This window comes from Corallincola luteus (assembly GCF_004336975.1).
Lineage (GTDB): Bacteria > Pseudomonadota > Gammaproteobacteria > Enterobacterales > Neiellaceae > Corallincola > Corallincola holothuriorum.
This window is the reverse complement of record NZ_SJXE01000002.1, coordinates 336,152-360,894: the sequence shown is the minus strand read 5'-3', so window position 1 is coordinate 360,894 and position 24,743 is coordinate 336,152. Positions and strand designations below refer to the sequence as shown.

Annotated in this window: 29 protein-coding genes; 19 read left to right on the top strand and 10 right to left on the bottom strand. The window is 48.5% G+C overall.

What is annotated here, in order from left to right:
- The first annotated feature begins 452 nt into the window (after nt 1-452).
- The 5 genes from EZV61_RS08085 (at nt 453) to EZV61_RS08065 (ending at nt 5,157) form a co-directional block, all read left to right on the top strand.
- A complete protein-coding gene (locus EZV61_RS08085) occupies nt 453-1,040 on the top strand; it encodes a DUF4893 domain-containing protein (protein WP_165419343.1) in 588 nt (195 codons plus the stop codon).
- 258 nt (nt 1,041-1,298) lie between these two features.
- Entirely contained in the window at nt 1,299-1,853 is a 555-nt protein-coding gene (locus EZV61_RS08080) for a GbsR/MarR family transcriptional regulator (RefSeq protein ID WP_114337687.1), read from the top strand.
- Nucleotides 1,854-1,920: 67 nt separating this feature from the next.
- Complete coding sequence (locus EZV61_RS08075) at nt 1,921-3,297, top strand: cytochrome ubiquinol oxidase subunit I (RefSeq protein WP_130566922.1); 1,377 nt, start codon at nt 1,921-1,923, stop codon at nt 3,295-3,297.
- Entirely contained in the window at nt 3,294-4,292 is a 999-nt protein-coding gene (locus EZV61_RS08070; protein WP_130566921.1) for a cytochrome d ubiquinol oxidase subunit II, read from the top strand. The genes EZV61_RS08075 and EZV61_RS08070 overlap by 4 nt, the downstream gene beginning before the upstream one ends.
- A gap of 289 nt (nt 4,293-4,581) precedes the next feature.
- A complete protein-coding gene (locus EZV61_RS08065) occupies nt 4,582-5,157 on the top strand; it encodes a PEP-CTERM sorting domain-containing protein (RefSeq protein ID WP_114337684.1) in 576 nt (191 codons plus the stop codon).
- Between the two features lie 83 nt (nt 5,158-5,240).
- Here the strand turns inward: EZV61_RS08065 and EZV61_RS08060 are convergent, their stop codons facing one another.
- From EZV61_RS08060 to EZV61_RS08050, 3 genes are all read right to left on the bottom strand, one after another.
- Nucleotides 5,241-5,516, bottom strand: coding sequence for a hypothetical protein (locus tag EZV61_RS08060; RefSeq protein ID WP_114337683.1), 276 nt, complete (start codon nt 5,514-5,516; stop codon nt 5,241-5,243).
- Between the two features lie 161 nt (nt 5,517-5,677).
- A complete protein-coding gene (locus EZV61_RS08055; protein WP_131414899.1) occupies nt 5,678-6,541 on the bottom strand; it encodes a sulfurtransferase in 864 nt (287 codons plus the stop codon).
- A 27-nt stretch (nt 6,542-6,568) separates the two neighbouring features.
- Nucleotides 6,569-7,237, bottom strand: coding sequence for a TetR/AcrR family transcriptional regulator (locus tag EZV61_RS08050; RefSeq protein WP_114337681.1), 669 nt, complete (start codon nt 7,235-7,237; stop codon nt 6,569-6,571).
- Nucleotides 7,238-7,388: 151 nt separating this feature from the next.
- Here EZV61_RS08050 and rfaD point away from each other — a divergent pair, with 151 nt between their 5' ends.
- From rfaD to EZV61_RS08035, 3 genes are read left to right on the top strand one after another with little or no spacing between them, the layout of a single operon-like run.
- Nucleotides 7,389-8,330: an ADP-glyceromanno-heptose 6-epimerase gene (gene rfaD / locus EZV61_RS08045; RefSeq protein ID WP_114337680.1), complete on the top strand. Its 942-nt coding sequence runs from the start codon at nt 7,389-7,391 to the stop codon at nt 8,328-8,330.
- A 23-nt stretch (nt 8,331-8,353) separates the two neighbouring features.
- Nucleotides 8,354-9,424, top strand: a complete 1,071-nt coding sequence (gene waaF / locus EZV61_RS08040; RefSeq protein WP_131414898.1) for a lipopolysaccharide heptosyltransferase II — start codon at nt 8,354-8,356, stop codon at nt 9,422-9,424.
- Nucleotides 9,421-10,185 (top strand): glycosyltransferase family 2 protein, encoded by a 765-nt coding sequence (locus EZV61_RS08035; protein ID WP_130566918.1) that lies wholly within the window; start codon nt 9,421-9,423, stop codon nt 10,183-10,185. The genes waaF and EZV61_RS08035 overlap by 4 nt, the downstream gene beginning before the upstream one ends.
- A gap of 277 nt (nt 10,186-10,462) precedes the next feature.
- On the opposite strand, the gene EZV61_RS08030 is transcribed toward EZV61_RS08035, so the two are convergent.
- Nucleotides 10,463-11,560, bottom strand: coding sequence for a glycosyltransferase family 4 protein (locus EZV61_RS08030; RefSeq protein ID WP_131414897.1), 1,098 nt, complete (start codon nt 11,558-11,560; stop codon nt 10,463-10,465).
- A gap of 154 nt (nt 11,561-11,714) precedes the next feature.
- On the opposite strand from EZV61_RS08030, the gene EZV61_RS08025 reads away from it, so the two are divergent.
- The 8 genes from EZV61_RS08025 (at nt 11,715) to EZV61_RS07990 (ending at nt 19,159) form a co-directional block, all read left to right on the top strand.
- The gene (locus tag EZV61_RS08025) at nt 11,715-12,098 is read left to right on the top strand and encodes an HAD hydrolase family protein (RefSeq protein WP_131414896.1); all 384 of its coding nucleotides are present in this window, start codon (nt 11,715-11,717) and stop codon (nt 12,096-12,098) included.
- Nucleotides 12,089-13,687, top strand: a complete 1,599-nt coding sequence (locus EZV61_RS08020) for a phosphotransferase (protein ID WP_131414895.1) — start codon at nt 12,089-12,091, stop codon at nt 13,685-13,687. Before EZV61_RS08025 ends, EZV61_RS08020 begins: the two co-directional genes overlap by 10 nt.
- The gene (locus tag EZV61_RS08015) at nt 13,688-14,410 is read left to right on the top strand and encodes a glycosyltransferase family 2 protein (protein ID WP_131414894.1); all 723 of its coding nucleotides are present in this window, start codon (nt 13,688-13,690) and stop codon (nt 14,408-14,410) included.
- 14 nt (nt 14,411-14,424) lie between these two features.
- Nucleotides 14,425-15,432 carry a WavE lipopolysaccharide synthesis family protein gene (locus EZV61_RS08010; RefSeq protein WP_114337673.1) on the top strand — a complete coding sequence of 336 codons (1,008 nt, stop codon included), beginning with the start codon at nt 14,425-14,427 and terminating at the stop codon, nt 15,430-15,432.
- Nucleotides 15,422-16,489 (top strand): glycosyltransferase family 4 protein, encoded by a 1,068-nt coding sequence (locus EZV61_RS08005; protein WP_131414893.1) that lies wholly within the window; start codon nt 15,422-15,424, stop codon nt 16,487-16,489. Before EZV61_RS08010 ends, EZV61_RS08005 begins: the two co-directional genes overlap by 11 nt.
- A gap of 268 nt (nt 16,490-16,757) precedes the next feature.
- Nucleotides 16,758-17,861, top strand: coding sequence for a glycosyltransferase (locus tag EZV61_RS08000; protein WP_165569556.1), 1,104 nt, complete (start codon nt 16,758-16,760; stop codon nt 17,859-17,861).
- Between the two features lie 55 nt (nt 17,862-17,916).
- Nucleotides 17,917-18,411: a pantetheine-phosphate adenylyltransferase gene (gene coaD / locus EZV61_RS07995; protein ID WP_114337670.1), complete on the top strand. Its 495-nt coding sequence runs from the start codon at nt 17,917-17,919 to the stop codon at nt 18,409-18,411.
- Nucleotides 18,412-18,445: 34 nt separating this feature from the next.
- Entirely contained in the window at nt 18,446-19,159 is a 714-nt protein-coding gene (locus EZV61_RS07990) for a BUD32 family EKC/KEOPS complex subunit (RefSeq protein WP_131414891.1), read from the top strand.
- A 42-nt stretch (nt 19,160-19,201) separates the two neighbouring features.
- On the opposite strand, the gene mutM is transcribed toward EZV61_RS07990, so the two are convergent.
- From mutM to radC, 6 genes are all read right to left on the bottom strand, one after another.
- Nucleotides 19,202-20,014: a bifunctional DNA-formamidopyrimidine glycosylase/DNA-(apurinic or apyrimidinic site) lyase gene (gene mutM / locus EZV61_RS07985; RefSeq protein ID WP_131414919.1), complete on the bottom strand. Its 813-nt coding sequence runs from the start codon at nt 20,012-20,014 to the stop codon at nt 19,202-19,204.
- On the bottom strand, nt 20,007-20,507 hold the full coding sequence (locus EZV61_RS07980; protein WP_114337668.1) for a hypothetical protein: 501 nt from the start codon (nt 20,505-20,507) through the stop codon (nt 20,007-20,009). Before EZV61_RS07980 ends, mutM begins: the two co-directional genes overlap by 8 nt.
- A 91-nt stretch (nt 20,508-20,598) precedes the next feature.
- Nucleotides 20,599-20,829 (bottom strand): hypothetical protein, encoded by a 231-nt coding sequence (locus EZV61_RS07975; RefSeq protein WP_131414890.1) that lies wholly within the window; start codon nt 20,827-20,829, stop codon nt 20,599-20,601.
- A 53-nt stretch (nt 20,830-20,882) separates the two neighbouring features.
- Nucleotides 20,883-21,053: a 50S ribosomal protein L33 gene (gene rpmG, locus EZV61_RS07970; protein WP_114337667.1), complete on the bottom strand. Its 171-nt coding sequence runs from the start codon at nt 21,051-21,053 to the stop codon at nt 20,883-20,885.
- An 11-nt stretch (nt 21,054-21,064) separates the two neighbouring features.
- On the bottom strand, nt 21,065-21,301 hold the full coding sequence (rpmB, locus tag EZV61_RS07965; RefSeq protein ID WP_114337666.1) for a 50S ribosomal protein L28: 237 nt from the start codon (nt 21,299-21,301) through the stop codon (nt 21,065-21,067).
- Nucleotides 21,302-21,439: 138 nt separating this feature from the next.
- Nucleotides 21,440-22,114 (bottom strand): RadC family protein, encoded by a 675-nt coding sequence (gene radC / locus EZV61_RS07960; protein ID WP_131414889.1) that lies wholly within the window; start codon nt 22,112-22,114, stop codon nt 21,440-21,442.
- A 239-nt stretch (nt 22,115-22,353) separates the two neighbouring features.
- On the opposite strand from radC, the gene coaBC reads away from it, so the two are divergent.
- Genes coaBC through slmA form a run of 3 tightly spaced genes read left to right on the top strand, consistent with a single transcriptional unit; the run spans nt 22,354 to nt 24,647 of the window.
- Nucleotides 22,354-23,556: a bifunctional phosphopantothenoylcysteine decarboxylase/phosphopantothenate--cysteine ligase CoaBC gene (gene coaBC / locus EZV61_RS07955; protein ID WP_114337664.1), complete on the top strand. Its 1,203-nt coding sequence runs from the start codon at nt 22,354-22,356 to the stop codon at nt 23,554-23,556.
- Nucleotides 23,553-24,008 (top strand): dUTP diphosphatase, encoded by a 456-nt coding sequence (gene dut / locus EZV61_RS07950; protein WP_131414888.1) that lies wholly within the window; start codon nt 23,553-23,555, stop codon nt 24,006-24,008. Before coaBC ends, dut begins: the two co-directional genes overlap by 4 nt.
- A gap of 45 nt (nt 24,009-24,053) precedes the next feature.
- Complete coding sequence (slmA, locus tag EZV61_RS07945; protein WP_130566909.1) at nt 24,054-24,647, top strand: nucleoid occlusion factor SlmA; 594 nt, start codon at nt 24,054-24,056, stop codon at nt 24,645-24,647.
- The last annotated feature ends 96 nt before the right edge of the window (nt 24,648-24,743 follow it).

The window sequence follows — 24,743 nt, the reverse complement described above, 5'->3', positions numbered from 1 at the left end:
GAGCTGTTGGTAGTTCATGTTGTTTCACTTCTTGGCGGGAGCGAGACACAGGAAATACCACAGTTCATCGTTCTAATACGAGGGCTTGTTGCGGTTAGTATATGAATCCAAGCAGTAAAACAGCATCAGTCACAAACCGCTCGAATGACACGTCTGGCTTCGACCACAATAACCACGACCGAAACGACATTACGCGTTTCACCTTTATGCTGCTAGGCATGAGGCATTTAAACCAAGATCAAGCACGCCTGCATGACCAATACTTCCGATAGATGCAACATCAGCGATCTTACCGGCATCCTTGAAGTGATTGATAATCATTTTAATTAAGTATAATCATAGAGTTATTGGCAAAAAATCAAGATAGTATGTATCCAATTTTGTCTTTATAATCCGGTTCCATCCTACGTAAAAGACCTCTACTTGAGTCCACCCAGTAAAAGGAAGTTATTGTGGAAATTAAGAACATCGTCTGTGCATGTGCACTGTTAATCTCCTTCGCTGTCCATGCCGATAATGAATGGCGAAGCTATGCTCAAGAAAATGACAGTGTCAAAATTGACAACATATTTGCCAACATTGATTTCGCTAATACGCAAAAATTCAGTGAGTTCATGCAAGAGTATGACGAGCTAGCTCGCATAAAAACCTTACTTGCACAGCCGAACCTCCCCATTAACGCTGAAGGACTACTTGGCGACTGGCGTTGCCGCTCAATTCAAGTCGATAACTCAGGCATTTACAGTTATCGCTACTTCAATTGCAAAATAAGCCAGACCGAACAAAACCAACTCTTATTCGAAAAGCTCAGTGGCTCACAAAAGAAGACGGGTTATTTGTTTCAGGACAGCAGCACTGACTGGGTTTTTCTCGGTGGTGCCAGTGTTAATGATGAACCCCAACTCCACTACAGTGGTATATCTAGCGAAAGTAATCGCGAATACGACGTCATTGGTAAGCTTGTCCAAAAGAAAGACAAGCTTGTCATCGCTTTCGATGCTGACAACTCAAGTTACGAACTCTACGAGCTGATTCGTTAATCGGGCAGACCGCGAAGTAAGTTACGTAGTGCAGCGGCGCACACTTGTGAGCCGCTGCTACACATTCCGATAAAGTGAAATACTAGCCACGTCCCCATACTCTATCAAAAACCCACCTTTCGACGAAATTAGCCGCACAAAAACCGAAGATGTCCGCACATTTTTGATCTCTCATTGTTGAGACTCTTTTTCAATCTTGATCCAAGTCAATTTTCATATATAATTTTCAGAAATTTCTGAAAATTGAGAAACCCCAGTATGAAGATGAGCCCGATGATCGAATCTCTGGTACTGCACTTCGGCGAGATGGGCAGTCGCTGGGGCTTCAACCGTACTGTAGGGCAGATGCTGGCACTGATTGTTCTTAGCGAAAGTCCGCTCAACGCGGACCAGATGCGCGAGGCGCTCAATGTCTCCCGAGGTAATGTCAGCATGGGATTAAAGGAGTTGGTGTCCTGGCGTCTCATTTTGCTTCGCCATATCCCCGGTGACCGCAAAGAGTATTACTGCGCCGCAGGCTCCATCTGGGATATGGCAAATACCGTGTTCGAAGAGCGCCGTAAACGCGAAATAGACCCGACACTGTCACTGCTGCGCAATAACATCATGGATGACACCAGCAAAGAGGCGCCGGAACTGTTTGCCCAACAGCGTGTTTCCGAGATCCATGATCTGCTTGAAACCATTACGCAGTGGAGCAGCGAACTGCAGCGACTCAGCCCTGAAAAACTCAACACGCTGATGCGCTTAGGTGTCGGCGTGAGCAAAGTACTCGATATTTCAGACAAATTTAAACGCACTAAAACCGACTAACTCTAGGGTTACTGTTTTTACTTTATCCAAGCCATTTTAGGCTTTCTAACCATGATGGGGCACTCTTATGATTGAGACGCTGATGCTTTCACGGATCCAGTTTGCGGCCAATATCAGCTTTCATATTCTCTTTCCCAGCATCACCATTGCGTTGTGCTGGCTACTGATGTATTTCAAAATCCGCTTCGACTTCTCACAAGATCCCGTATGGATGCGCGCCTATCGCTTTTGGGTCAAGGTATTTGCCCTGAGCTTTGCTCTCGGTGTGGTCAGCGGCATCACCATGAGCTTCCAGTTCGGTACCAACTGGCCCGGGTTTATGGAGAAAGTAGGCAATATTGCTGGGCCACTGCTGGGTTACGAAGTGCTTACTGCTTTTTTCCTTGAAGCCACTTTCCTCGGCATCATGCTATTTGGCATCAACCGAGTGCCGCCTTGGCTGCATACCACGGCAACCGCACTGGTCGCCTTAGGTACCACCATGTCAGCCTTCTGGATCATCGCATTGAATTCATGGATGCAAACACCGGTTGGCTTTGAGATGCGAGATGGCGTTGCCCATGCCGTCGATTGGTGGGCCATCATCTTTAACCCCTCATTCCCCTACCGGTTGGTTCACGTGTTACTGGCTTCAGGCCTAACTGCTTCGTTCTTAATGGCAGGAATATCGGCATATCGCATCCTCAAAGGCGATGACAAGCGTGGCCCAAGACTCACACTTAAAACCAGTCTGATTTTTGCAGCGATACTCGCGCCAACACAAGCGTTGGTCGGTGACTTTCACGGCTTAAACACCCTTGAACATCAACCGCAAAAGATCGCTGCCATGGAAGGGGTATGGCACACAGAAAAAGGCGCGCCGTTATTGTTGTTTGCGATCCCAGATGAAGAAAACAGAACCAACCACTTTGAGATCGGTATTCCGAAGATGGCGAGCTTCATTCTTACCCACGATCTGGAGGGTGAAATTAAAGGCTTGAATGAGTTTCCAGGAGAGCACCCGCCCGTCGCGCCCGTATTCTACTCGTTTAGGATCATGGTTGGCGTCGGTATGTTAATGATTGCAGCAGCATGGCTAGGCGTTTGGCAATTAGCGCGTAAAAAAGAGCTGTCACCTTGGCTGCTGAAAGGCCTGGTATTAATGACCTTTGCTGGCTGGGTGGCCACGTTAGCGGGCTGGTATGTCACTGAGATTGGCCGCCAACCTTACTTGGTCAGCGGCGTTCTCACCACAGCCGAAGCGGTTACAACGGTACCGCCATCAAAAGTATGGTTCAGTTTCACCCTATATATGATCACCTACGTAGTACTACTGGTGGCCTATATCCGAACCCTGTTCCTGATGGCGCGCCGCGCCGTTGAAATCGAAGAGATCACCCCGGAAGAAAACCCGAATTTCCACCAGCTAGACCAAAATCTGGCAACGTCAGGAGAAAAAGCATGATCCCTGCAGATTGGTTACCCGTCATCTTCGTTGGCCTGATGGGGCTTGCGGTACTTATCTATGCCATGTTGGATGGTTACGACCTTGGTGTCGGCATCATGCTGCCGTTGGATAACGAAACTCAGGCGGACAGCATGATCGCTTCCATTGGGCCATTTTGGGATGCTAATGAAACCTGGCTGGTACTGGCTATCGGCCTACTCTTGATCGCATTTCCACAAGCCCATTCGGTGGTACTAAGGGAGTTATATATTCCAGCAGCCATTATGTTGATCGGCCTGATCATGCGCGGTGTGGCTTTTGACTTTAGAGCCAAGGTCGCCGTTGCCAATAAGCCTATATGGGATAAGAGCTTTAAACTAGGCTCACTGATCACTGCGCTGGCACAAGGCTATATGCTGGGTATGTATGTGATGGGCTTTGAACAGAGCATCACCGCCTACCTGTTTAGTGGCCTTGCCGCATTTGGTGTGGCCGCCGCCTACTGCTATATCGGCGCGGCTTGGCTGGTGATGAAAACCAGTGACGAATTACAACTCAGAGCCGCTCGCTGGGCACGACGCGCAGGGTGGATCTGCTTCGCGGGTGTTGCCGCCGTGTGTGCCATGAATCCCTTGGTGAACCCTGAGATATTAGCCCGCTGGCTAAGCTTCCCCAATGCGCTATTTGTTTGGGCAATACCGGTGGTTTGCTTTGCCCTGTTCGCCATTATCGATCAGGTGTTAAAACGCTTCCCGCTGCCGGATGACAAAGGTTGTTGGCTGCCGTTTGTTGGCGCCATGTTTATCTTCCTGTTCTGTTTTAGTGGTCTTGGGTACAGTTTCTTCCCCTATATTGTGCCGGGACAAATGACGATTTGGGAATCGGCAAGTGCCCCAGAGTCACTGCAATTCATTCTCTGGGGAGCCATTGTCGTTGTTCCTGTCATTTTGCTTTACACGATATTTTCCTACCGCGTGTTTTGGGGCAAGGTTCAAGATCTCAAGTACTACTAATTAATCTACCCATACAGCCCGCTAGCCGCGGGCTGTTACGTATCATATAGAGATCCGAACAAACTATTTCTAACTCACATATTTAGCTAATTTCTGCCATAAATCACATAATACCCGCTGTCATCCCTGTCTATTTTTTTAACAAATACATAAAATTAAAACTAATAAGTTCATAAAATAGCCAAAAGAACCCACTGAATACATGGGTTTTACCTAACAGGCACAGTTCTTGCTGATACCGCTACCAATAATGAAATATTTAATCTTTAATTTTAAGGAAGCACTCAGTATGAAAAAGCTCTTGATAGCCACTGCGCTATTTGCAGCTAGCAGTCTGCAAAACGCATTTGCATTCCCCATCGCCGACACGGGCGACGGTTTAAAAGTCATTGTTGGCGAAACCGGCTCTGTGGTCGCCACTTACCTCGGTAACTCAGCCGATTACAGCAATGATCTGTATCTGATGTTGGATGATTTCGGTAATCCAGGCGATGACGGCGACCTGAGCAACGATATGTTTATTTTCAATAATCATACATCGCCAGTTAACTCAACCGTCGACTTGGGTATCTTTAACGCGGGTGCAGAGCTGATCTTCCGTCTATTTGTCAATGACACCGGCTTTAACTACTTCACCGGTCCCGAAGATCGTAACCCAGACAATCGTTTCCATGCGCGAGTTGAACAGGATTGGCAGCCAGATGAAACCTTAGTCAGTTTTGAAGATCTGTACGGCGGTCCGTTCGATTTCAATGACCTCAGCTTCGCATTTACCAACACCCGAACTGAAGTACCTGCACCAGCGACCCTGGCACTGGTAGGTTTAGGCTTACTGGGTTTTGCAGGTGCTCGTCGCCGTAAGTAACCAGACTCAAGCTGCGTAATCAAAGCCCCGTATTCGCCGGGGCTTTTTCATCTCAGACTAACTCCCATACCAACGAGCGGTATTCACTTACGACGAGCAGCCTGTTTACCTGCGATTTGCCACACAAATAATGCGCCGTCTCGCGCATCTTCGATATGATCCACGGTGACGTGGCAAAATCCCAACGGCTGCAAAGTCTCTTTATTTCGCCCTATCGCGGCAGAAACCCGGTAAACAGGAAAGTCATCCCCGCTACGCACAGCAATAATAAGGCCCTCTTTTCGCTTAATAATAAGCGGCGTACCTTCGGCCCGTTCAAAGTTGGGGCCAGTAATGTGTTTGATGCGTTCAACGAGCAATGGCGGAACCTAGCTAGCAGAGGATGTTGTTAATAGCATAGTTTAATGAAATGAGGCCAACAGAGAAGTGTTGGCCCGCAATTTTGATTTAAATGAACAGAGGAAAATAACAAAACCCCCAGTCTGGAACCAAGACGGTTCCATCTATAACCAATAAGTGCTCAGTCTGACACCACTGGCAACTCCGCACTTGCGCCCCATTCACTCCAAGAACCGTCGTAAATAGAGAGGTTCTGATAGCCAAGAACCTCCGCCACCAGCGCCAGAATGCACGCGGTCACCCCAGAGCCACAGCTAAAGATATACCGTTCAGCATTCCCCACCTGCTTGGCAAATGACGCTGCTAACTCTGCTTGCGGCTTTAAACAACCGTCGGTATCCAACAGCGACGCATACGGCAGATTCACGGCATTGGGCATATGACCACTGCGCATGCCTGCTCGTGGTTCGGGCCCAGTACCAGAGAAGCGTTCAGACCCTCTGGCATCCACCACTTTTATCCCTGATTGTTGTAACGCGGCCAACACCTCATTGGCAGCGCAAAATAGCTTGGGTTGCGGTTTGGCAGTGAAATCCCCTGGGTAAACTGTTGCCTTTAATGGATAGTGATCCGTCGGTAACCCCGCGCGCTTCCACGCCGGTAAACCGCCGTCTAAAACCGCAACATGCTCATGCCCCATGGCGCGGAACATCCACCAGGCGCGTGCAGCAGAAAACAGCCCGAGGGTGTCGTAGACGACGATATGACTGTCGTCATTAACCCCCAGCGCGCGCACTTGCGCCTGAAACTGTTCAGCACTGGGCATCATATGGGGTAATGGATTTGAGCTATCACAGATCTCGGTATCAAAATTGAAATAACGAGCATTAGCGATACGCTCTGTCGGTTGATACGCAGCCCTTCCCTGTGGCGTAGGCATCAACATGGTGGCGTCCAACAGAATAAGGCTAGCTTCGGAGATCCGCTTGGCTAATCCAGCCGCGCTAATCAATGGGGATCTATCGCTCATGGTTAGACTAGACATCGGACACTCCTTGGCAAAGCTAATAGATTAAGGGAACACCACTTTTTCCGCTTCCTGCCGGATGTCGGCCAACTTGCGATAGTGTTTTTGCAAGCGCTCCAAGGATGGCAGGTACTCTTCTGCAAAATAGGGTTTGAGAATAAAAAGCACCTTTAAAACGCCATGATAAATAGTGGCTTTGGTGATCTGTTCCTCTGGGGCTTGCGTGGTTTGGTAGCTGATCCAGAAGGTAACGACGATCTTTACCGTATGGGCCAAGTCTTCAAGATCTTGCTCTTCGACATTCAGTGCCCCCGCTTGCTTTAGCATCGACAAAATCGCGATCACCCGCTGCGCCAATTTTTCCTGTAACGGCAGGTATTGGATCTGCAATTCAGGATCACGACTCAACAGCTCAGGCAGGTTGCTGTAGAAGAAGCGAAAACGCCACATGCTCTCGAAGATCTCATCGAGGTAGGTCATCATCACTTCAAGCGAAACATTGCCATCATCACGGGGCTGAAAACTACGACCTATATGTGCGACATATTCTTTAAATATGCGGCGAATGATGTCTTCTTTATTCCTAAAATGGTAATAAAGGTTGCCAGGGCTAATACCTAAATGCGCTGCTATATGATTGGTAGTCATGGCGCGCTCGCCATGCTTATTGAACAATTCAAGACTGGCTTGAATGATACGGTCTTTAGTTTTCATTCTTTTGGATCGCCGTTAGCGTGTTTACATCCCTGAACATCGTCCGTTCGGCTAAACTACCGACGGCAGACTTATTTTCCTCTGGAGCGGCACTTGAGGCAAAATAGATAGTCATAATCCTGATTTAGTTAACAGTTTGGCGGAACAACAGATGATTATTGTCACAGGTGGCGCAGGTTTTATCGGTAGTAACCTGGTAAAAAGCCTCAATCAAGCAGGTTACCAAGATATTCTCGTGGTCGACGATCTGGAAGATGGCACCAAGTTTACCAACTTGGTGGACTGCGAGATCGCCGATTATATGGATAAAGATGAGTTCCTCGGCATGATCGTCTCCGGCGAGAACTTCGGTGATGTGGAAGCGGTTTTCCATGAGGGTGCGTGCTCAGCCACTACCGAGTGGAATGGTAAATTCATGATGGATGTGAACTACCAGTATTCTAAAGATCTACTGCATTACTGCCTTGAGCGACGTATCCCGTTCCTCTATGCCTCGTCGGCATCAGTCTATGGTATGGGGCCGGTCTTCAAAGAGGACCGCGCCAATGAAAAGCCGCTCAATGTTTACGGCTACTCCAAGTTTCTGTTTGACCAATACGTGCGCCAGTTGTTACCGGAGATTGATAGCCAGGTAATTGGCTTCCGCTATTTCAATGTCTATGGCCCGAGAGAGCAGCACAAAGCCAGTATGGCCAGTGTGGCCTTCCACCTGAACAATCAGGTGCTCGCTGGCGAGAATCCGAAACTGTTTGAAGGCTGTGATGGCTATGGTGACGGTGGGCAAACCCGTGATTTCGTTTATGTCAGCGATGTCTGCGACGTCAATTTATGGTGCTGGAAAGAACAAGCGCCCTCTGGCATCTACAACTTGGGTACCGGTGCCGCAGAGCCATTTCAGGCGGTTGCCGAAGCGGTCATCAATTACCATGGTCAAGGCAAAGTGGAATACATCCCTTTCCCCGCACACCTCAAAGGTCGCTATCAAAGCTTTACCGAAGCCGATATGGGACTGTTACGCTCCATCGGTTATAACAAACCATTTAAAACCGTCGCCCAAGGCGTAGCTGAATACCTGGCCTGGTTGAATAAATAAGTTCGCGGAGAACGCAGAAAAACATGAAATATCTTGTAGTTGGCCCAGCATGGGTCGGTGACATGGTGATGGCCCAAAGCTTGTTTAAGCAGCTGCAACAGGATGATGCCGAAGCCATCATTGATGTGGTCGCCCCGACGTTTTCTTTGCCTATTTTGCAACGAATGCCAGAGGTCAACGACACCATAGATCTGCCATTTGGTCATGGCGAATTCGCGTTCTCGGGACGACGTGCTCTGGGTAAAAGCCTGAGGGAACGCAACTATGATAAAGCGATTATTTTGCCCCGTTCATTCAAATCGGCTCTGGTTCCCTATTACGCAGAGATCCCTGTCCGGGTAGGTTTCGGTGGCGAGCTGAGAAGCTGGCTTCTCACCGATGTCAGAAAGCGCAAGCCGACTGTGGTTGAAGGCAAAATCAATGATATGACAGTGAAACGCTTCTTATCATTGGGGCTGACTCCGGAACAAGCCGCAACAGAGAACTATCAGATACTACCACCAGTGTTGGAAACCAACACTGAGAATCGCTTTGCATTAATGAACCAACATGAGCTGTCCACCGAACGGCCGATAGTTTGTATCTGCCCAGGCGCAGAATATGGCCCGGCCAAGCAGTGGCCAGTGGAATATCACGCCGAACTGGCACGACAATTGGTCGCCAAAGGCTACCAGGTTTGGGTATTAGGCTCGCCCAAAGAGATGGCCGCTGCCGAACAGATAGCCCCGGCCGGCCTGCCACATCTATACAATTTTTGTGGCAAAACCAAACTGGCCGATACCATTGATCTATTCAGCATGGCTGATGCTGTGGTCAGCCACGATTCAGGCTTAATGCATGTGGCTGCAGCGACAGGGGTTTTTACTGTCGCCATTTATGGCTCCTCTAGCCCGGAATTCACACCACCGCTAAGTGAGAACAAACAGATAATCTATCTGGGGATCGATTGCTCACCCTGCTTCAAGAAAACCTGCCCACTGGGGCATTACAACTGCCTAAAAGATATCTCGGTTGAACAGGTTCTCAATACAATCTGTCATTCCGAGCCGCAGCCTTCAGAAATCGAATCGACACATGGTAAGACTGAACAATGAGTGAGCGAGCAACGCTAGCTGTCGCGATGATCACCAAAAATGCTGGCCCTCGCTTTGCAGAAGCTCTAGCAAGTGTTAGTTGGGCCGATCAGGTTGTGATCCTAGATAGCGGCAGCACCGATGACACGCTTGAAATAGCGAAAGCTGCTGGAGCAGTCGTCCACGCCAGTAAGGCATGGCCTGGGTTTGGACCACAACGACAAGCAGCCCAAAAATTGGTAACCTGCGATTGGCTGTTATGGTTGGATAGTGATGAAGTTGTGACAAAAGAACTTCAACACTCAATCAATCAGTTATTGACCAATGCAGATCCAAATTACGCATACAGCATCAATCGTCTAACCGATTTTTTTGGACGTTTCATTCGTCATAGCGGCTGGTATCCAGATCGTGTTGTGCGACTCTACGCCACCAACCGTTTTCACTACGATGACGCGTTAGTGCATGAAAAGGTATTGGTAAGTAAAGATAAAGTGCGCCCACTATCGGGGGATCTGCTGCACTATACCGCTGATGACTTTCATGACTATATGGCCAAATCGCTGCGGTACTCGAATGACTGGGCCAAGCAAAAGCATGCTAAAGGAAAGCGAACCACTGTGGTGGGTATACTGGGCCATAGTCTGGCGAGTTTTCTAAAGAAGTATCTGATCCAACGCGGCTTTCTCGATGGCAAACACGGCCTACTACTCGCATTTCAATCCAGTCACTATGTGTTCAATAAGTATTTGGCTCTGTGGATATTGAATCGTCAAGATTAATAACTTGTTGCTCTCTAGCAGATTGATGCCCAGCGACTATTGGTGTTAAAGAATCCTCGAGACACGACAGCAACATGAGTTGTTGAAAGAGGGGTTTAATGGCACGCCACTGAGCAGGATCTGAGACCTTATCTTCTCGCCAACAAAGGCATGTACAGCCGGTGATGGCGTTAGCTATGGTCACGACTGCCACCCCCTGCTCCAATCTGGCATCGATATGAAACATACCCACCCCACCTAAATACAAATGATTCCCATTTACATTTAAGCGTTGGTTTTATGCTTTGTCAATCAGCTTTTCGAAATACTCTTTGGTCTGAAGAGCGGCCAGATCGGTATGAAAATATTCAGTAATACGCTGCTTGGCGCGGATCCCCATCTGCTTACAGAACGTTGGATCATACCATAACTTTGCGATGGCATCAGCCAATGCTTGACTATCACCGGGGGGCACAACTAATCCACTATCACCATCAACAACCAGCTCCGCACTACCGCCAGTATCGGCGACGACAGGCGCTACTTCATAAACCATGGCCTCAATCACTGTCTTCGGTAGCCCTTCCCTTTTAGTCGAAGGCAATGCCGATACATTACACGCTGCAATTATCGCAGGTGCGTCTCTGCGAAAACCCGCCAGATGTATCCTGTCAGCCATCGGACTAGCATCAATCAGCTGTCTTACTTCCGGCGTATCCATCCCCCCGCCCACCAACAGAATATGAATATCACTGTTTTCTGGTAGCTTATGTGTCGCCTCAATTAGCACAGGCAACCCTTTACGCGGACGAGCATTAGCCACACAGCCCACCACAAAAGCATCTGCCGGGATGTTGAATTCCGCCAGATCTACCGGCTTGTCCTGATACCAGTCCAAGCTGTGCCCTTTATAAACAGTAACCACTTTATCATCAGCGACATACGCATACTGACGAAGGTCGTCGCGCACCGCATTTGCCACACAAATAATGCCGTCCAAACGAGGATGAAGATGAGTTAAGTAACAAGTGGGATCATAGCGATAAATGTTCCCAGTCTGGCCTCGGTAACTTACCATTTTGGCGGGTAAGCCAATGGCAGCAAACAATGCGTTGGTGATCGCCTTGTTGTTAAACATATACACAGCATCGTAATCACCAAGTTTGAGCTCCGAACGAATGCGTTTAATCGCGCTCCACTGAAATTTCTTGGTCGGGTGGTAGTCGATAATCTTAACGCCATGCTCTCTAAAGCGCGGTACGTATTCAGCATCACCTTGCGTCATCAAAGTCACATCAACACCAAGTTTAGCCATACCAATGAAGATCTCGGCTTCAGGCCGCACACTGTTCCAAGTGTCTTTATAAGAACTGATAATGAGCAGCTTTAATGCCATAGTGAGGAGCCCTTTTGATGCGTTTTATCATACCTTGGCAACGCCAAGTTGTGGCATTATAACGCTTTCTAAACGTCAACTAGGCATTTTTAACTTAGACTTTAGCTAACGCTGGGATCATTGGTTTGCCCTGGCTGTCTAATATGAGGATTGTATGAAGCGTATCGTTATTGATTTAGATGGCACCATCACTTCTGCTGAAACCAGTGACTATAAAAATGTCTCACCGAACGCGGCAGTAGTAAACAAGCTAAAGCAGTATCGAGAACAAGGCTTCGAAATTGTCATCCATACCGCACGCAACATGCGTACTTACGAAGGCAACGTCGGCAAAATTAACGTGCACACCCTGCCCATCATTCTGGAATGGTTAGAACGACATAACGTGCCTTACGACGAAGTCATTGTAGGTAAGCCCTGGTGTGGCTTTGACGGTTTCTATGTTGACGATAAATCGATTCGCCCATCGGAGTTTGCCAAGCTGAGTGAGCAAGAGATCCATCAACTGCTGGAAGAAGAAAAGAACGCATGTTCCTAATCACCTCCGCAGCCTACATAGGGCAAGAGTTTTCATCTGAATTTGGCCGTTTGCCTCCCGCATTCTTGCCTGTAGGCAATCGTCGACTCTACCGCTATCAACGCGAAGTACTGCCGGCCAATGAACGTATTGTCCTTTCTCTACCGGAAGCGTTTGAACTACCCGAGTATGACCGCCGGATCCTAGAACAACTGAATATTGAACCACTGTTTTTACCCGAGGGATTAAGCCTCGGCGAGTCGGTGATATGCGCGTTGAACTTACTGGGCCATGCCAACGGCCCAATTCGTATTCTTCATGGTGATACGCTGATATATGATCTCCCCACCGAAGCTGAGGATATCATCACCCTAAGCCCAGTTGATGATAATTATGCGTGGGCTATTTATGACAGTGAGCAAACGCCTCCGCTCAGTCAGTTACAAGAAAGCGATCTAGTCACTAGGCGGGCGGAGTCTGTCGTCAATGGCTACTTCTCATTCTCGGATGCCCGCTTATTGATTCAATCCATCACCCGTGCGCGTGGCAATTTTATTGATGGCATTAACCGCTATGCGGCTGCCAAACCATTAAAGCCACTTGAATGCCAAGAATGGTTTGATTTTGGCCACTTGCATACCTACTACCGCTCGAAAACACACGTATCCACCACCCGCGTGTTTAATCAGATGGCGATCGAGAACGGTGTAGTACAAAAACGCAGTCATAAACGTCAAAAGATGCGTGCCGAAGCCCATTGGTTCGCCAGTTTACCGACCGAATTGAAACGCTTTACCCCCAATTACCTTGGCGCTTTAGACGATGATGAGCAGCCAGGGTACGCCATTGAATATCTGTACCTCACCAGCCTTAACGAGATGTGGGTATTTGGCAATCTGCCCGCCTTTGTTTGGCGGCGTATCGGCACAGCCTGCTTAGACTTTTTTATGCAGTGCCGTCAGCATGTAGCTCCTAAAGACACAGAAATAGCGCCAGCAAAGCTCTTTGGTGACAAAACGACCGAGCGCTTAGCTTTGTTTGCTAAAGAAAACAGAATCGATCTTAACCACCCTTGGCATTTAAACGGCAAGCCGCTCCCTAACTTAAATCAGATAGCAGCAAACGCCCTTGACGCTATCCCAGCTGCCAGCAGTGGCACTATCATTCACGGCGACCTCTGCTTTAGCAATATCTTATATGACTTCCGTAGCCAGCAAATCAAAGTGATCGACCCTCGAGGGCTAGATAACAAAGACAACCTAACCGTTTACGGCAATCCCGATTATGACCTGGCCAAATTTGCCCATTCTGTGGTGGGTCGTTACGACTTTATTATCGCTGGCTACTACCAGCTGACACAGGATGGTTACGCACTCGACTTTAATCTGCCCACCACAGAGACCCATGACCAAGTAGAAGCGTTGTTCTTAACCCGCAGTGCACAAGGACTAGGTCGCAACGAGCAGCAATTATTGGCGATGCAAGTGCATCTGTTCCTTTCGATGTTGCCACTCCACAATGATGATGAACGGCGACAGATGGCTTTGCTGGCGAATGCCCTGCGCCTTTATCAACGCTTACAAGCACTATCACTTGCGGAGACCAACTAGATGATTGTTATACCGATGGCGGGGCTGAGCTCCCGCTTTTTTAAAGCCGGTTATACGCAGCCCAAATACATGCTGCCAGGCCACGGAAAGCCGTTATTTGATCATGCCGTTGAAAGCTTTAATCACTATTTTCAGCAACAGCCTTTTCTATTCATTTGCCGCAGTGATTACGATACGCCCGCATTTATCGCTGACCGCTGTAACGCACTTGGTATTGCGGATTGGCGATGTATTGTTTTGGACAGAGAAACCCGTGGCCAAGCAGAAACCGTTGCTTTGGGCCTGAAAGAGGCAGGAATATCATCAGGCGAAATCACCATCTTTAATATTGACACATTCCGTCCTGACTTCCGCTTTCCCGACTTCATTGGAGAAGTGGATGGCTATCTCGAGGTTTTTCAAGGCGACGGCGACAACTGGTCCTACGCTCGCCCTGCTGCGCCAGATAGTTTAAAAGTCGTTGAGACAGCGGAGAAAAAGCCGATCTCAGACCTATGCAGCGATGGGCTTTATTATTTCGCCAACGCAGCAGACTTTCTGTCAGCGTATACAGCCGAAGCAGCTAGCCCCGCATCCTCGTTAAAGAATGGCGAGCTATATGTCGCACCGTTATATAACCGATTGATCACCCAGAATAAACTGATCCAATATCAGCTCATTGAACGTCAACAAGTGATCTTTTGCGGTGTACCTGCGGAATACGATGAGTTTTTGGCCAAATAACAAGTGATAACTAAATGACCATCGCAAACCAAGATATCACAGTGGTTGTTCAGGGGCCGGTACAAGCCTCTCCTGACCGTAACATGGACGAAGGGATCACCGTACGTTCTCTAGCTAGCGTGCGTAAGCATCTACCTGGCGCGCACATCCTGTTATCCACTTGGAAAGGACAGCCCACAGAAGGTCTGGATTTTGATGAGTTACTATTGAATGACGATCCCGGGCCAAACATCAATCGTTATCGTGCCGATGGCAGTGCTGATAAAACCAATAACAATCGCCAACTTGTTTCCACCCTTAATGGCTTAAAGCAGGTGAAAACCCGTTACGCGATGAAGTTACGTTCAGATAACTTTCTCACCAGCGATGCTTGCAAGAAGCTACAGCAGAAATTTCCGAAGCGCGCTGATGAATGCTGTTTCTTGAAAGAGCGCGTCGTAGTAAACAATACTTTTACCCGAGATTACGCAAAAGGGTTACCGGTCGTGTTCCATGCCTGCGACTTCTTTTACTTTGGTCTGACCGAAGACTTGCTAGCGCTCTGGGATATACCTTGGTTTGATGATTTGCCCTACGACGAATCACGCAAAGGCCAAGAGCAACATGACGGCTACCCCTATTTTATGCCTGATTGCACACAAAAGTTTTGGCTCAAAGCATTGCAGCGATTTGACCCATCAATCCAAATTAAACACCTGCATGACTACAGCCCCAAATCAAAGCGCCAGTCAGATCTGTGTTACGCCAACAACCTCATCATCGGCGAGCCGGAAGTGGTTGGTTTAGGATTGAATACAAAATTTAGCGGCAGTGAACGAGCGAACCGCATTGGTAGCATCATCACCTACATACATCATTTGGCTTGGCAACGCCTGTACAAGAAATATTGTGATCCTAGCCACCACATTCCCGGTAATGCTGCGGACTGGCTAAGAACAAAATGCTTACGAGGCGCACTCTTATCCAGCAAATGGTTGGAAGGTAAATGGCGATTAAAAAAGAAGCTCAATAATGCTAAATGATAACGGTCTGGATCAACCTCATGCTGCCGGCCCGCATATCTGCCACGTCAATTTAGCCCGAGGTTTTAGCGGCGGCGAGCAGCAAACGTTTAATTTAGTGCAAGCACTAAAGCAACATGGCATACAGCAATCCGTTGTACTATTAAAAGGGTCTCCATTACTTCCGATGTTTGAAGCCATCGGTATTCCGGTTCACGAAGTCAGACATCATCTTTTCTCTTGTATCCCACCCCGTGGCATAAGACCTACGCTGTTTCATGCCCATGATGGCAAGGCCGCCTACTGGTGTGCGATACAAGCCAGATTACTTAACCTTCCCTATATCATTACTCGGCGAGTCGACAATCCAGTAAAGAAACAATGGATAGCCAAAAAAATATACAAAAAAGCAACTGTCGTTGCTTGTTTGAGTCGTGCGATCGCTAAGCAGGTAAAGATCCTTGATAAGAACATCCACACCACCATCATTCCCAGCGGTTATTCTGGTTTTGCTGCGCAACCTGATGCCGTTCAACAGATCAAAAATAGATACCCAAACAAAATTCTGATCGCCCAAATTGGCAAGTTACTGCACCACAAGGGCTATCACGTCACGATTGAAGTGGCGCGCCAATGCGAAGCCTCTCACCCTCAGTATCAGTTTTTATTTCTTGGCAGTGGCCCAGATGAATTGATGTTAAAAAAGCAAGCTGAAGGGCTGACCAACATCGACTTTCTTGGTCATCAAACAGACATCGGCAGTTATCTGTCCGCGGTTGATATCCTGCTTTTCCCTTCGCTATCAGAAGGGCTGGGTTCAACCATCCTTGAAGCATGGCAGCATGGTACTCCAGTTATCGGCAGTGACGCAGGAGGCATTCCTGATCTGATTACTGATGAAGAGACAGGCAAATTAGTCGCTCCCGGTGATGCCTTACAACTTCAACAGGCATTAATCACACTGATCGAAGACGAGCAGAAGCGCAATCAGTATTGCGAAAACGCATTAGAACGTCTTGCGGACTATTCTCCCGAAAGCATTGCAGCGCGTTATTACACTCTTTATAAGGAATTGTAATACCTATATACCAAATAATATCTGTCCTACGCCGGAACTTTAATCACTCACAAGACCCTATGGACTATATGTGATTTAGCGCACAAAAATGGTCCGGTGTAATAGATATGTTTTTCCTAAGAAGTATTGCTTATTTTGCTTTAAGCGAGTGGATTGCAGCGTCTAAGAAGTTAGTTGTTGCCAAGCCTGTTCTGAGCCCAACAATTCATCCGAACTCCCCCATGTTAAGCAACATATGCGGGACTTACGACGAAAAGGTGGCCACAAAATGAGCACACATGCAGCAATTCACCAAGCTAAAGTTATCGGTTTCGTTAACACATGCACCAGCTGGGGCGGGGGCGAAAAGTGGCACTTTGAGACAGCGCAGTTCTGCCACAACCAGGGATACTCGGTCATCTTTTTCTGTCGCCCGGGGAGTGAGATCGAATCACGACTGATAAAGGCCAACATACCGACGCGCCCTTTAACCATCAGCAATCTTAGCTTTCTAAACCTGACAAAGATGGTACTTCTTGCCCGTCAGTTTAAGCAATTAGGCATCACAACCCTGCTACTAAACACGCCGGCAGATACCAAGTTAGCAGCCCCTGCTGCAGTGATAGCGGGTGTTAACAATATAATTTTCCGCCGGGGAATGCCCCATCGCATAAAACGCAATTGGCTAAACTGCTACCTGTTTGAACGTTGCATTCATCGCGTTATCGCTAACTCAGAAGCGGTAAGAACAAGTCTCAGTGACCGCTGTGGTGGCATAGTTCCTGACCGAAACATCACAGTGGTTGAAAACGGTGTCAAATTAGATACTACGATGATTGATGCGCCGCCAATTTACGCAAAGCAAGCCCGCGAAATTGTGCTCAGTACCGCCGGGCGGATGGTCAAACAAAAAAATCAGCTGGCGCTCTTAGCCATGGCCGAAAAACTAAAAATGAAAGGCATCAATTTTGTTCTGCTGATCGCTGGAGCCGGCGAGTTAAAACAAAAACTAACAGAGGAAGTACTTCAACGAGGCTTAAATGACTGTGTGCGGTTTACCGGTTTTGTTACGCAGATGCCGTTACTGTTTAAGAGTACCGATATATTTGTCTTCCCCTCTCTCTACGAAGGTTGTCCGAATACCCTGATTGAAGCCGCGGCAGCGAGCAAAGCCATCGTCGCTTACGATATCCCTCCCCACAGAGAGCTCTTACCTGACGATAAATATGGTCGACTAGTGCCTCTAAATGACATTGATGGCTTAGTCTCAGCAGTCAGTGAATTGGCAAGCTCTGCCGAGATACGTGAAAAAATGGGATGGATGGCAAAGTTAAGGGTTTCAACTCACTACAATCTCGATAAAGCGCGAAAGAAACTACTGGCATTGATTTGATTCATTCTCCAGCAAAGCTATCATTGCCTCATTCTCGTTTTCTGGAACTAACTGAATGACAACTCGCGTTATTTATCCGGGTACCTTCGATCCGATTACTAACGGCCACACCGATCTGATTGAGCGCGCGGCTAAGCTGTTTGACGAGATTATCGTTGGCATTGCAGAAAGCCCCAGTAAAAGCCCATGGTTTTCGCTGGGTGAACGGATAAAAATGGCAGAGCAAGCCACCCAACATCTGCAGAATAAAGTACGAGTGGTTGGCTTTTCAGGCTTGCTGGTCAACTTCGCTAAAGATCACGATGCGACAGTGATGATCCGAGGCTTACGTGCCGTGTCCGATTTTGAATATGAATTTCAGCTCGCCAATATGAACCGCCGACTGATGCCAGGGTTAGAAAGCGTCTTTCTTACACCATCAGAATCCAACTCATTTATCTCATCGACTCTCGTACGCGAGGTGGCTCTGCATGGCGGAGACGTAGAGCAATTTGTTCACCCAGAGGTGGGACAGGCACTAATGCGCCTAGTCTCTGAAAAGCAGTCATAACTCCGTCTTTGAAAACACAGAAAGAAGATTAACATTGAGTAACCCGACTTCTCAGCTCGACTTTAAGCAGTTTTATCAGCGCATCAAACAAGGTGAGGCAACGATATTAGTTGATCAGCCCTTTCTCAGCGGTCGGCGCTTCACAATGAAACTTGATGATGCCGAACGAAGCTATGTGGCGAAACTTTTTACCTACGACAAAGATATGGAGTTGACCGAAAGTCGCCCGTGGGAGCATGAGGAAAATATTCTGCGAGCAATGAGCGGCGTTATCGCCCCCAAAACCTTTGGCTTTGAAAGCTGGCAAGAGGGGGACCAAATGGTCTTTTTATACCTTAGAGAATACCTTGAGGGTGATGAGCTAACATCGGTAGGCACCGACCAAATACCCGCCATGGCTAAATATTTGGCAAGTTTACATCAACAAGGTATCACCAGTAACGACCCCTATATCTATAATTTCATCACCATCGATGGCACGCCGCTGATCATTGATTTCGGTAAAGCAACTCAGCAAGCAGTAAACTCCAGCAAACATCATTACCTCGTAGGACGTGAACTGTTTAAGCTGTACCGAGGAACGCTGGGTTACGACGCCAAGTTAATGGAACAGTTTTGGCAGAGTTACTTCGCTCAATTTGAAAAGCAAAGCTGGTACCGGCAGGCACTGCTAAAATTCTCCGTCAGCCTGCACTCTTTGCGGCAGATGATTCGAAACATTGGCCGCAAACGCCCTGCTCGCTCATAACCCAAATTAGAGGTGAAATCTGCAGTGTGAGGTGACCATTCACTAACGCTGACATATAGCGCAGTACACAGTGCTGCGCTGCCCCAATTTAATCTCTTTCAGTTCAGCACCACAATTGGGGCAAGGCTGCCCCCCTTTGCCATACACTTTCAGTTCCTGAACAAAATAGCCCGGTTTGCCATCACTTTGAGCAAAATCCTTTAGCGTTGTACCGCCCTGCTGAATGGCGCGCGCCAGTACCGATTTGATCTCCTCGGTCAATAATTGGTAGCGGGCAAGCGAGATCTTACCGGCTGCAGTCTTGGGATTTATCCTGGCGGCAAACAAGGCTTCATTGGCGTAGATATTCCCCACGCCCACCACATTGTGATTATCCATAATAAATGTCTTCACAGCGCTCTTACGGCCACGGCTACGACCATAGAGTACATTGGCATCAAATTGTTTAGTTAATGGCTCAGGGCCCAATTTAGACAGCAATGGATGCGCTAAGGGTGTAGCGCCTCCCCACAGGAAAGCACCGAAGCGCCGGGGATCCGTCAGCCGTAACATTTTACCGCTACAGAGGTGGATCTGGATATGGTCGTGCTTATCAGCCACAGTAGTTGAATCAATCACCCGTAACCGCCCAGACATGCCCAGATGGAGTATCGCGCTGCCGATCGCGGTATCAATAAGAAGATACTTTGCACGACGGCGAACCGCTATGATTGTCTGCCCCTCCAGCTGATTAACTTCATCTGGCACCGGCCAACGCAAGCGCTTGTCACGCACCTCCACGCGCGTGATCTGCTTTCCCGTAAGAAAAGGGGTTATCCCCTGTCGACTCACCTCAACTTCAGGTAACTCAGGCATCATTTGCTCTCATTTGGCGTAGAGGCATGGGGGCAATAAACCGTATCGTCAGATCTGACAGCTCCCCCACTTGCTCACCTAAACGGACAAACCAGCGCTGCTTAAATTGACGCAGCAAAATAACTCGAGGGACAGCTTCCCCTGCCAAAGTAATACGAACCACCATATCGGGTTCAGTAAGGAGCTCACTGGCAGATGGCATCTCTTCTTCACTCAAAGGTAATGCCGTCAATCCCAACCACTGCTGCGCCAGACGCCCCGCCTCTTGTTCTGGCATCAAGTTCGCAGGAGAAACACGCCAGCCTTGACCAATCAGCTCCAGCTGGCCTGCTGGATAATCCAAAGTCAGGATAATAGCCTCGGCTGGAATAAGTTCTAAACGGGTATTGGCGTCACCAGATAACCACCGTTTGTGAGTGACATTAAACAGCAGGATCATTGCCAAACAGGCAAAGATCAAAATGTTGTTCCACTGCCTTCTGGTTAAGGCCATATCCGGTGTCCATTTTTGGCTAATACACAAATCAATATGCTAACACTAACCTTAGATAAGAGCATTGCAAGAGAGTCTGGAATTGAAGAGCCTAGGGAGTGAAGAACAAGGTAAAAGAAAAACGCTCAAGCCCCAACGGTAACAAGGCCGTAGTTCCTGTACATCGACGCTCCTGTGCATTAGCACACCCCACGCAGTGCCTTGGGTGCCATGCACCCGCGTCATACCGTACTTCCTGTACATCGACGGCCTTGTGCATTAGCACACCCCACGAAGTGCCTTGGGTGCCATGCACCCGCGTCATACCGTACTTCCTGTACATAACAAAAAGCCCGGCACTAGGCCGGGCTTTTCACTAAGCAAAACAAGTAAGATCTATTTGATCTTAGCTTCTTTATACATCACGTGCTGACGTACAACAGGATCAAATTTCTTGATCTCCATCTTTTCAGGCATGGTGCGCTTATTTTTAGTGGTCGTGTAGAAGTGACCGGTACCGGCTGATGAGTTCAGACGGATTTTCTCACGAACGCCTTTCTTCGCCATGATTTATCCCCTTAAACCTTTTCGCCGCGGGTACGAAGTTCAGTCAGAACTGAATCGATACCCTTCTTGTCGATGATTCGCATACCCTTGGTAGAAACACGAAGCTTCACAAACCGCTTTTCACTCTCAACCCAAAAACGGTGAGATTGCAAATTTGGCAGAAAGCGGCGCTTGGTCGCGTTTTTCGCATGAGAGCGATTATTACCGACAACCGGACGCTTGCCAGTTACTTGGCATACTTTAGACATGTCAGTCGTCTCCGATATAAAACTTTTTAGCTCGAGCGTACCGCGCCCCATATTCGGCCGTCGCCCAAGGCGCAGGAGGGCGCATTTTATACAGGAGACGCACTAGCAGATCAAGAAAAAATGTTATTTCAATAAAAACTATATCCAGCCGCGCGCAGCAAATGAGGTTGATTCAGTTCGACCAACTACCAAGTGATCAAGTACAGGCACATCAATAAAAGCCAATGTTGCCATGATCTTATCGGTAATATGTCGGTCTGCCTCACTCGGCTCACAGACACCGGACGGGTGATTATGACAGAGAATCACCGCCGCGGCATGTTCTTCTATCACCAAGCGTAAAACTTCTCGCGGATAAACCGCCGCCTGGTTAATCGTGCCATGGCTTAACTCTTTGTAAGCCAGCACCCGATTCTGGCTGTCCAACAACAAGAGTGCAAAGCGCTCTATCGGCGAATCACCCATTTTAACCCGTAGGTAACGCTCTACCGCAGCGGGATGATTCAACACATCAGACTGATGTAACTCTGCCTGAAAAACACGACGACTCAGCTCGACCACCGCCTGCAATTGGGCATACTTGGCTTGTCCCAGCCCTTTGGCGGCGCAAAATTGCTGTTGGTTGGCACGCATTAAGCGGGATAGACCATCGAATTGCCCGAGTAGTTGCCTGGCTAAGGTAACCGCATCCATGCCAGTCACACCGGTACGTAGAAAAATCGCGAGTAACTCAGCATCGGAAAGCGCTTCAGCCCCCTGCCGTAAAAGCTTTTCACGGGGGCGCTCTGCCGCTGGCCAATCAATAATTGCCATCAATCTATTCCTCCTTGAAGTGATCTACCTGTTTACGCTTCCTGCGCACGCAATCAGTGTAGTGCAAAAATCCAGCAGTAAGTGTTCACTGTAACCAAGACAGCTGTGAGCGCTCGCTTAAGAGACACAGCTTTCCAAAAAAACTGCGTGGTGTGAGAGCAAAAAGCAGCTAGGGAAACACTGTTCAGCGATTTAGGCTGTGGTAAAGTAACGGAAATTTTTTACCCCGATAAAGAGCTATGTCGTTACAAGGTAAAAAGATACTGCTAGGCATCAGTGCCGGTATCGCGGCTTACAAATGTGTAGAACTCACCCGTCGGCTGAAGGATAAAGGCGCAGATGTACGCATCGTCATGACCAAAGGGGCGCAAGCCTTTATTACTCCTCTGACCTTGCAAGCGGTTTCTGGGTATCCCATTTGTGACGACCTGCTGGATCCATCAGCAGAAGCAGCCATGGGCCACATTGAGTTAGGAAAGTGGGCAGATCTCTTGGTTATTGCCCCTGCCACCGCAGATCTCATTGCTCGCATCGCTGCCGGTATGGCGAACGACCTGCTCTCTACCGTTTGTTTAGCAACACCAGCACCTATCGCTATTGCACCAGCAATGAACCAACAGATGTATCTCGCCGTGCCGACCCAAGAAAATCTGGCATTACTGGCCAAGCGACAACATCTAATCTGGGGGCCTGGGCAGGGAGAACAAGCCTGCGGCGACGTTGGGCCAGGCAGAATGCTGGAGCCAGCAGAGCTTCTGGCACTGATTGAACAACAGTTTCAACCCCACCAACCGCTTGCTGGCGTGAAGATGATGATCACCGCAGGCCCAACTCGGGAAGCACTCGATCCAGTCCGTTACCTCAGTAATCACAGCTCTGGCAAAATGGGGTACGCCATCGCCGCCAGTGCTGCGCAGATGGGCGCAGAAGTCACCTTGGTTAGCGGCCCTGTTGCACTACAAGCCCCCACTGGCGTGCAACTTTTGCGTGTGGAAAGCGCGGCGGAGATGCATCACGCCGTGATGACCACGGCGGTACAGCAGGACATTTTTGTCGCCTGCGCAGCCGTTGCTGATTATCGCCCAGAAGCAGTCGCGGATTGCAAAATAAAGAAAGACAACAGTGAAATGAGCATTAGGCTGGTGCGCAACCCAGACATTCTCGCCGATGTTGCCGCGCTCAACAGTGGCCCTTTTACCGTCGGCTTTGCAGCTGAAACCCATGATGTAGAGACCTACGCCATTGGCAAGCTGCAACGAAAAGGTCTCGATATGATTGCCGCTAATGACGTTAGTGACAGCAGTATCGGCTTTAACAGCGACGATAATGCCCTCACCCTCTATTGGGCTGATGGCAAAACAGAGCTACCTGCCACCAGCAAGCAACAACTTGCTGCGCAACTCTTAGAACAGATCAACCATCGTTATCGGATCAAACAATGAAACAGATTGAAGTTAAAATTTTAGATCAACGTATTGGTGAAGAATTTCCACTACCAGAATATGCCACCCCCGGCTCTGCAGGTATGGATCTGCGCGCTTGCTTAGATAGCGAACTAACGCTAGATCCTGGCGAAACCCAGCTGATCCCTACCGGCTTGGCCATCCACGTCGCCGATCCGCAACTTGCTGCTGTGATCCTGCCGCGCTCCGGTCTAGGTCACAAACATGGCATCGTATTGGGTAATCTGGTCGGGCTTATCGACTCTGATTACCAAGGACAGCTGATGGTTTCATGCTGGAACCGCAGTAATCGTAGCTTCACCATCGCTCCCGGTGATCGCATCGCTCAACTGGTATTTGTGCCTGTTGTACAAGCTGAGCTAAGTATCGTTGACGAATTCCACGCCAGTGAACGTGGTGAAGGTGGCTTTGGTTCCTCCGGTCACAAATAATTTCATTTTCCGCTGATAAGAAGTAAGTAGTACAGGGGATAGTTTATGGCTGCAACGCAGCGCAAGAATCGCCGCCAAGAGATACTGCAATCTCTAGCTGGCATGTTAGAAACCGCACCTGGCGAACGGATCACCACCGCCAAGTTGGCAGCGGAAGTCGGCGTATCAGAAGCGGCGCTTTATCGCCACTTTCCATCTAAAGCCAAGATGTTTGAGGGACTCATCGAGTTCATTGAAGAATCTCTGTTATCACGGATTAACTTAATCCTCGACGATGAGAAAGACACTCTGGCCCGCGTGCATCATATTTTGCAACTGATCCTGGTATTCGCTGAACGCAATCCAGGTCTTTGCCGGATCCTTAATGGGGATGCGCTATTAGGTGAAAATATTCGCTTGAGGGGCCGAGTGCAGTCGTTAATGGAAAAGATCGAAGTGCAGATAAAACAAGTACTGCGTGAGCGCGCACTGCGTGAAGGGCAAGGGTTTCAGGTGAGTGAGACTATTCTTGCCAACATGCTGCTCGCCTATGCCGAAGGCCGTATCTGTCAATATGTTCGCAGTGACTTCAAACGCAAACCTAGCAGCGATTTTGAAACCCTGTGGTCAATGTTACGACATCAACTACTCACCGCTTAAAACAAAAAAAAGCCCGCTTCCTAGAGGAAACGGGCAACTTACCTGAGAGATTTCCACTTACGTGGCGCTGCCTTGACGAAAGTTCGCAGAGGCGCT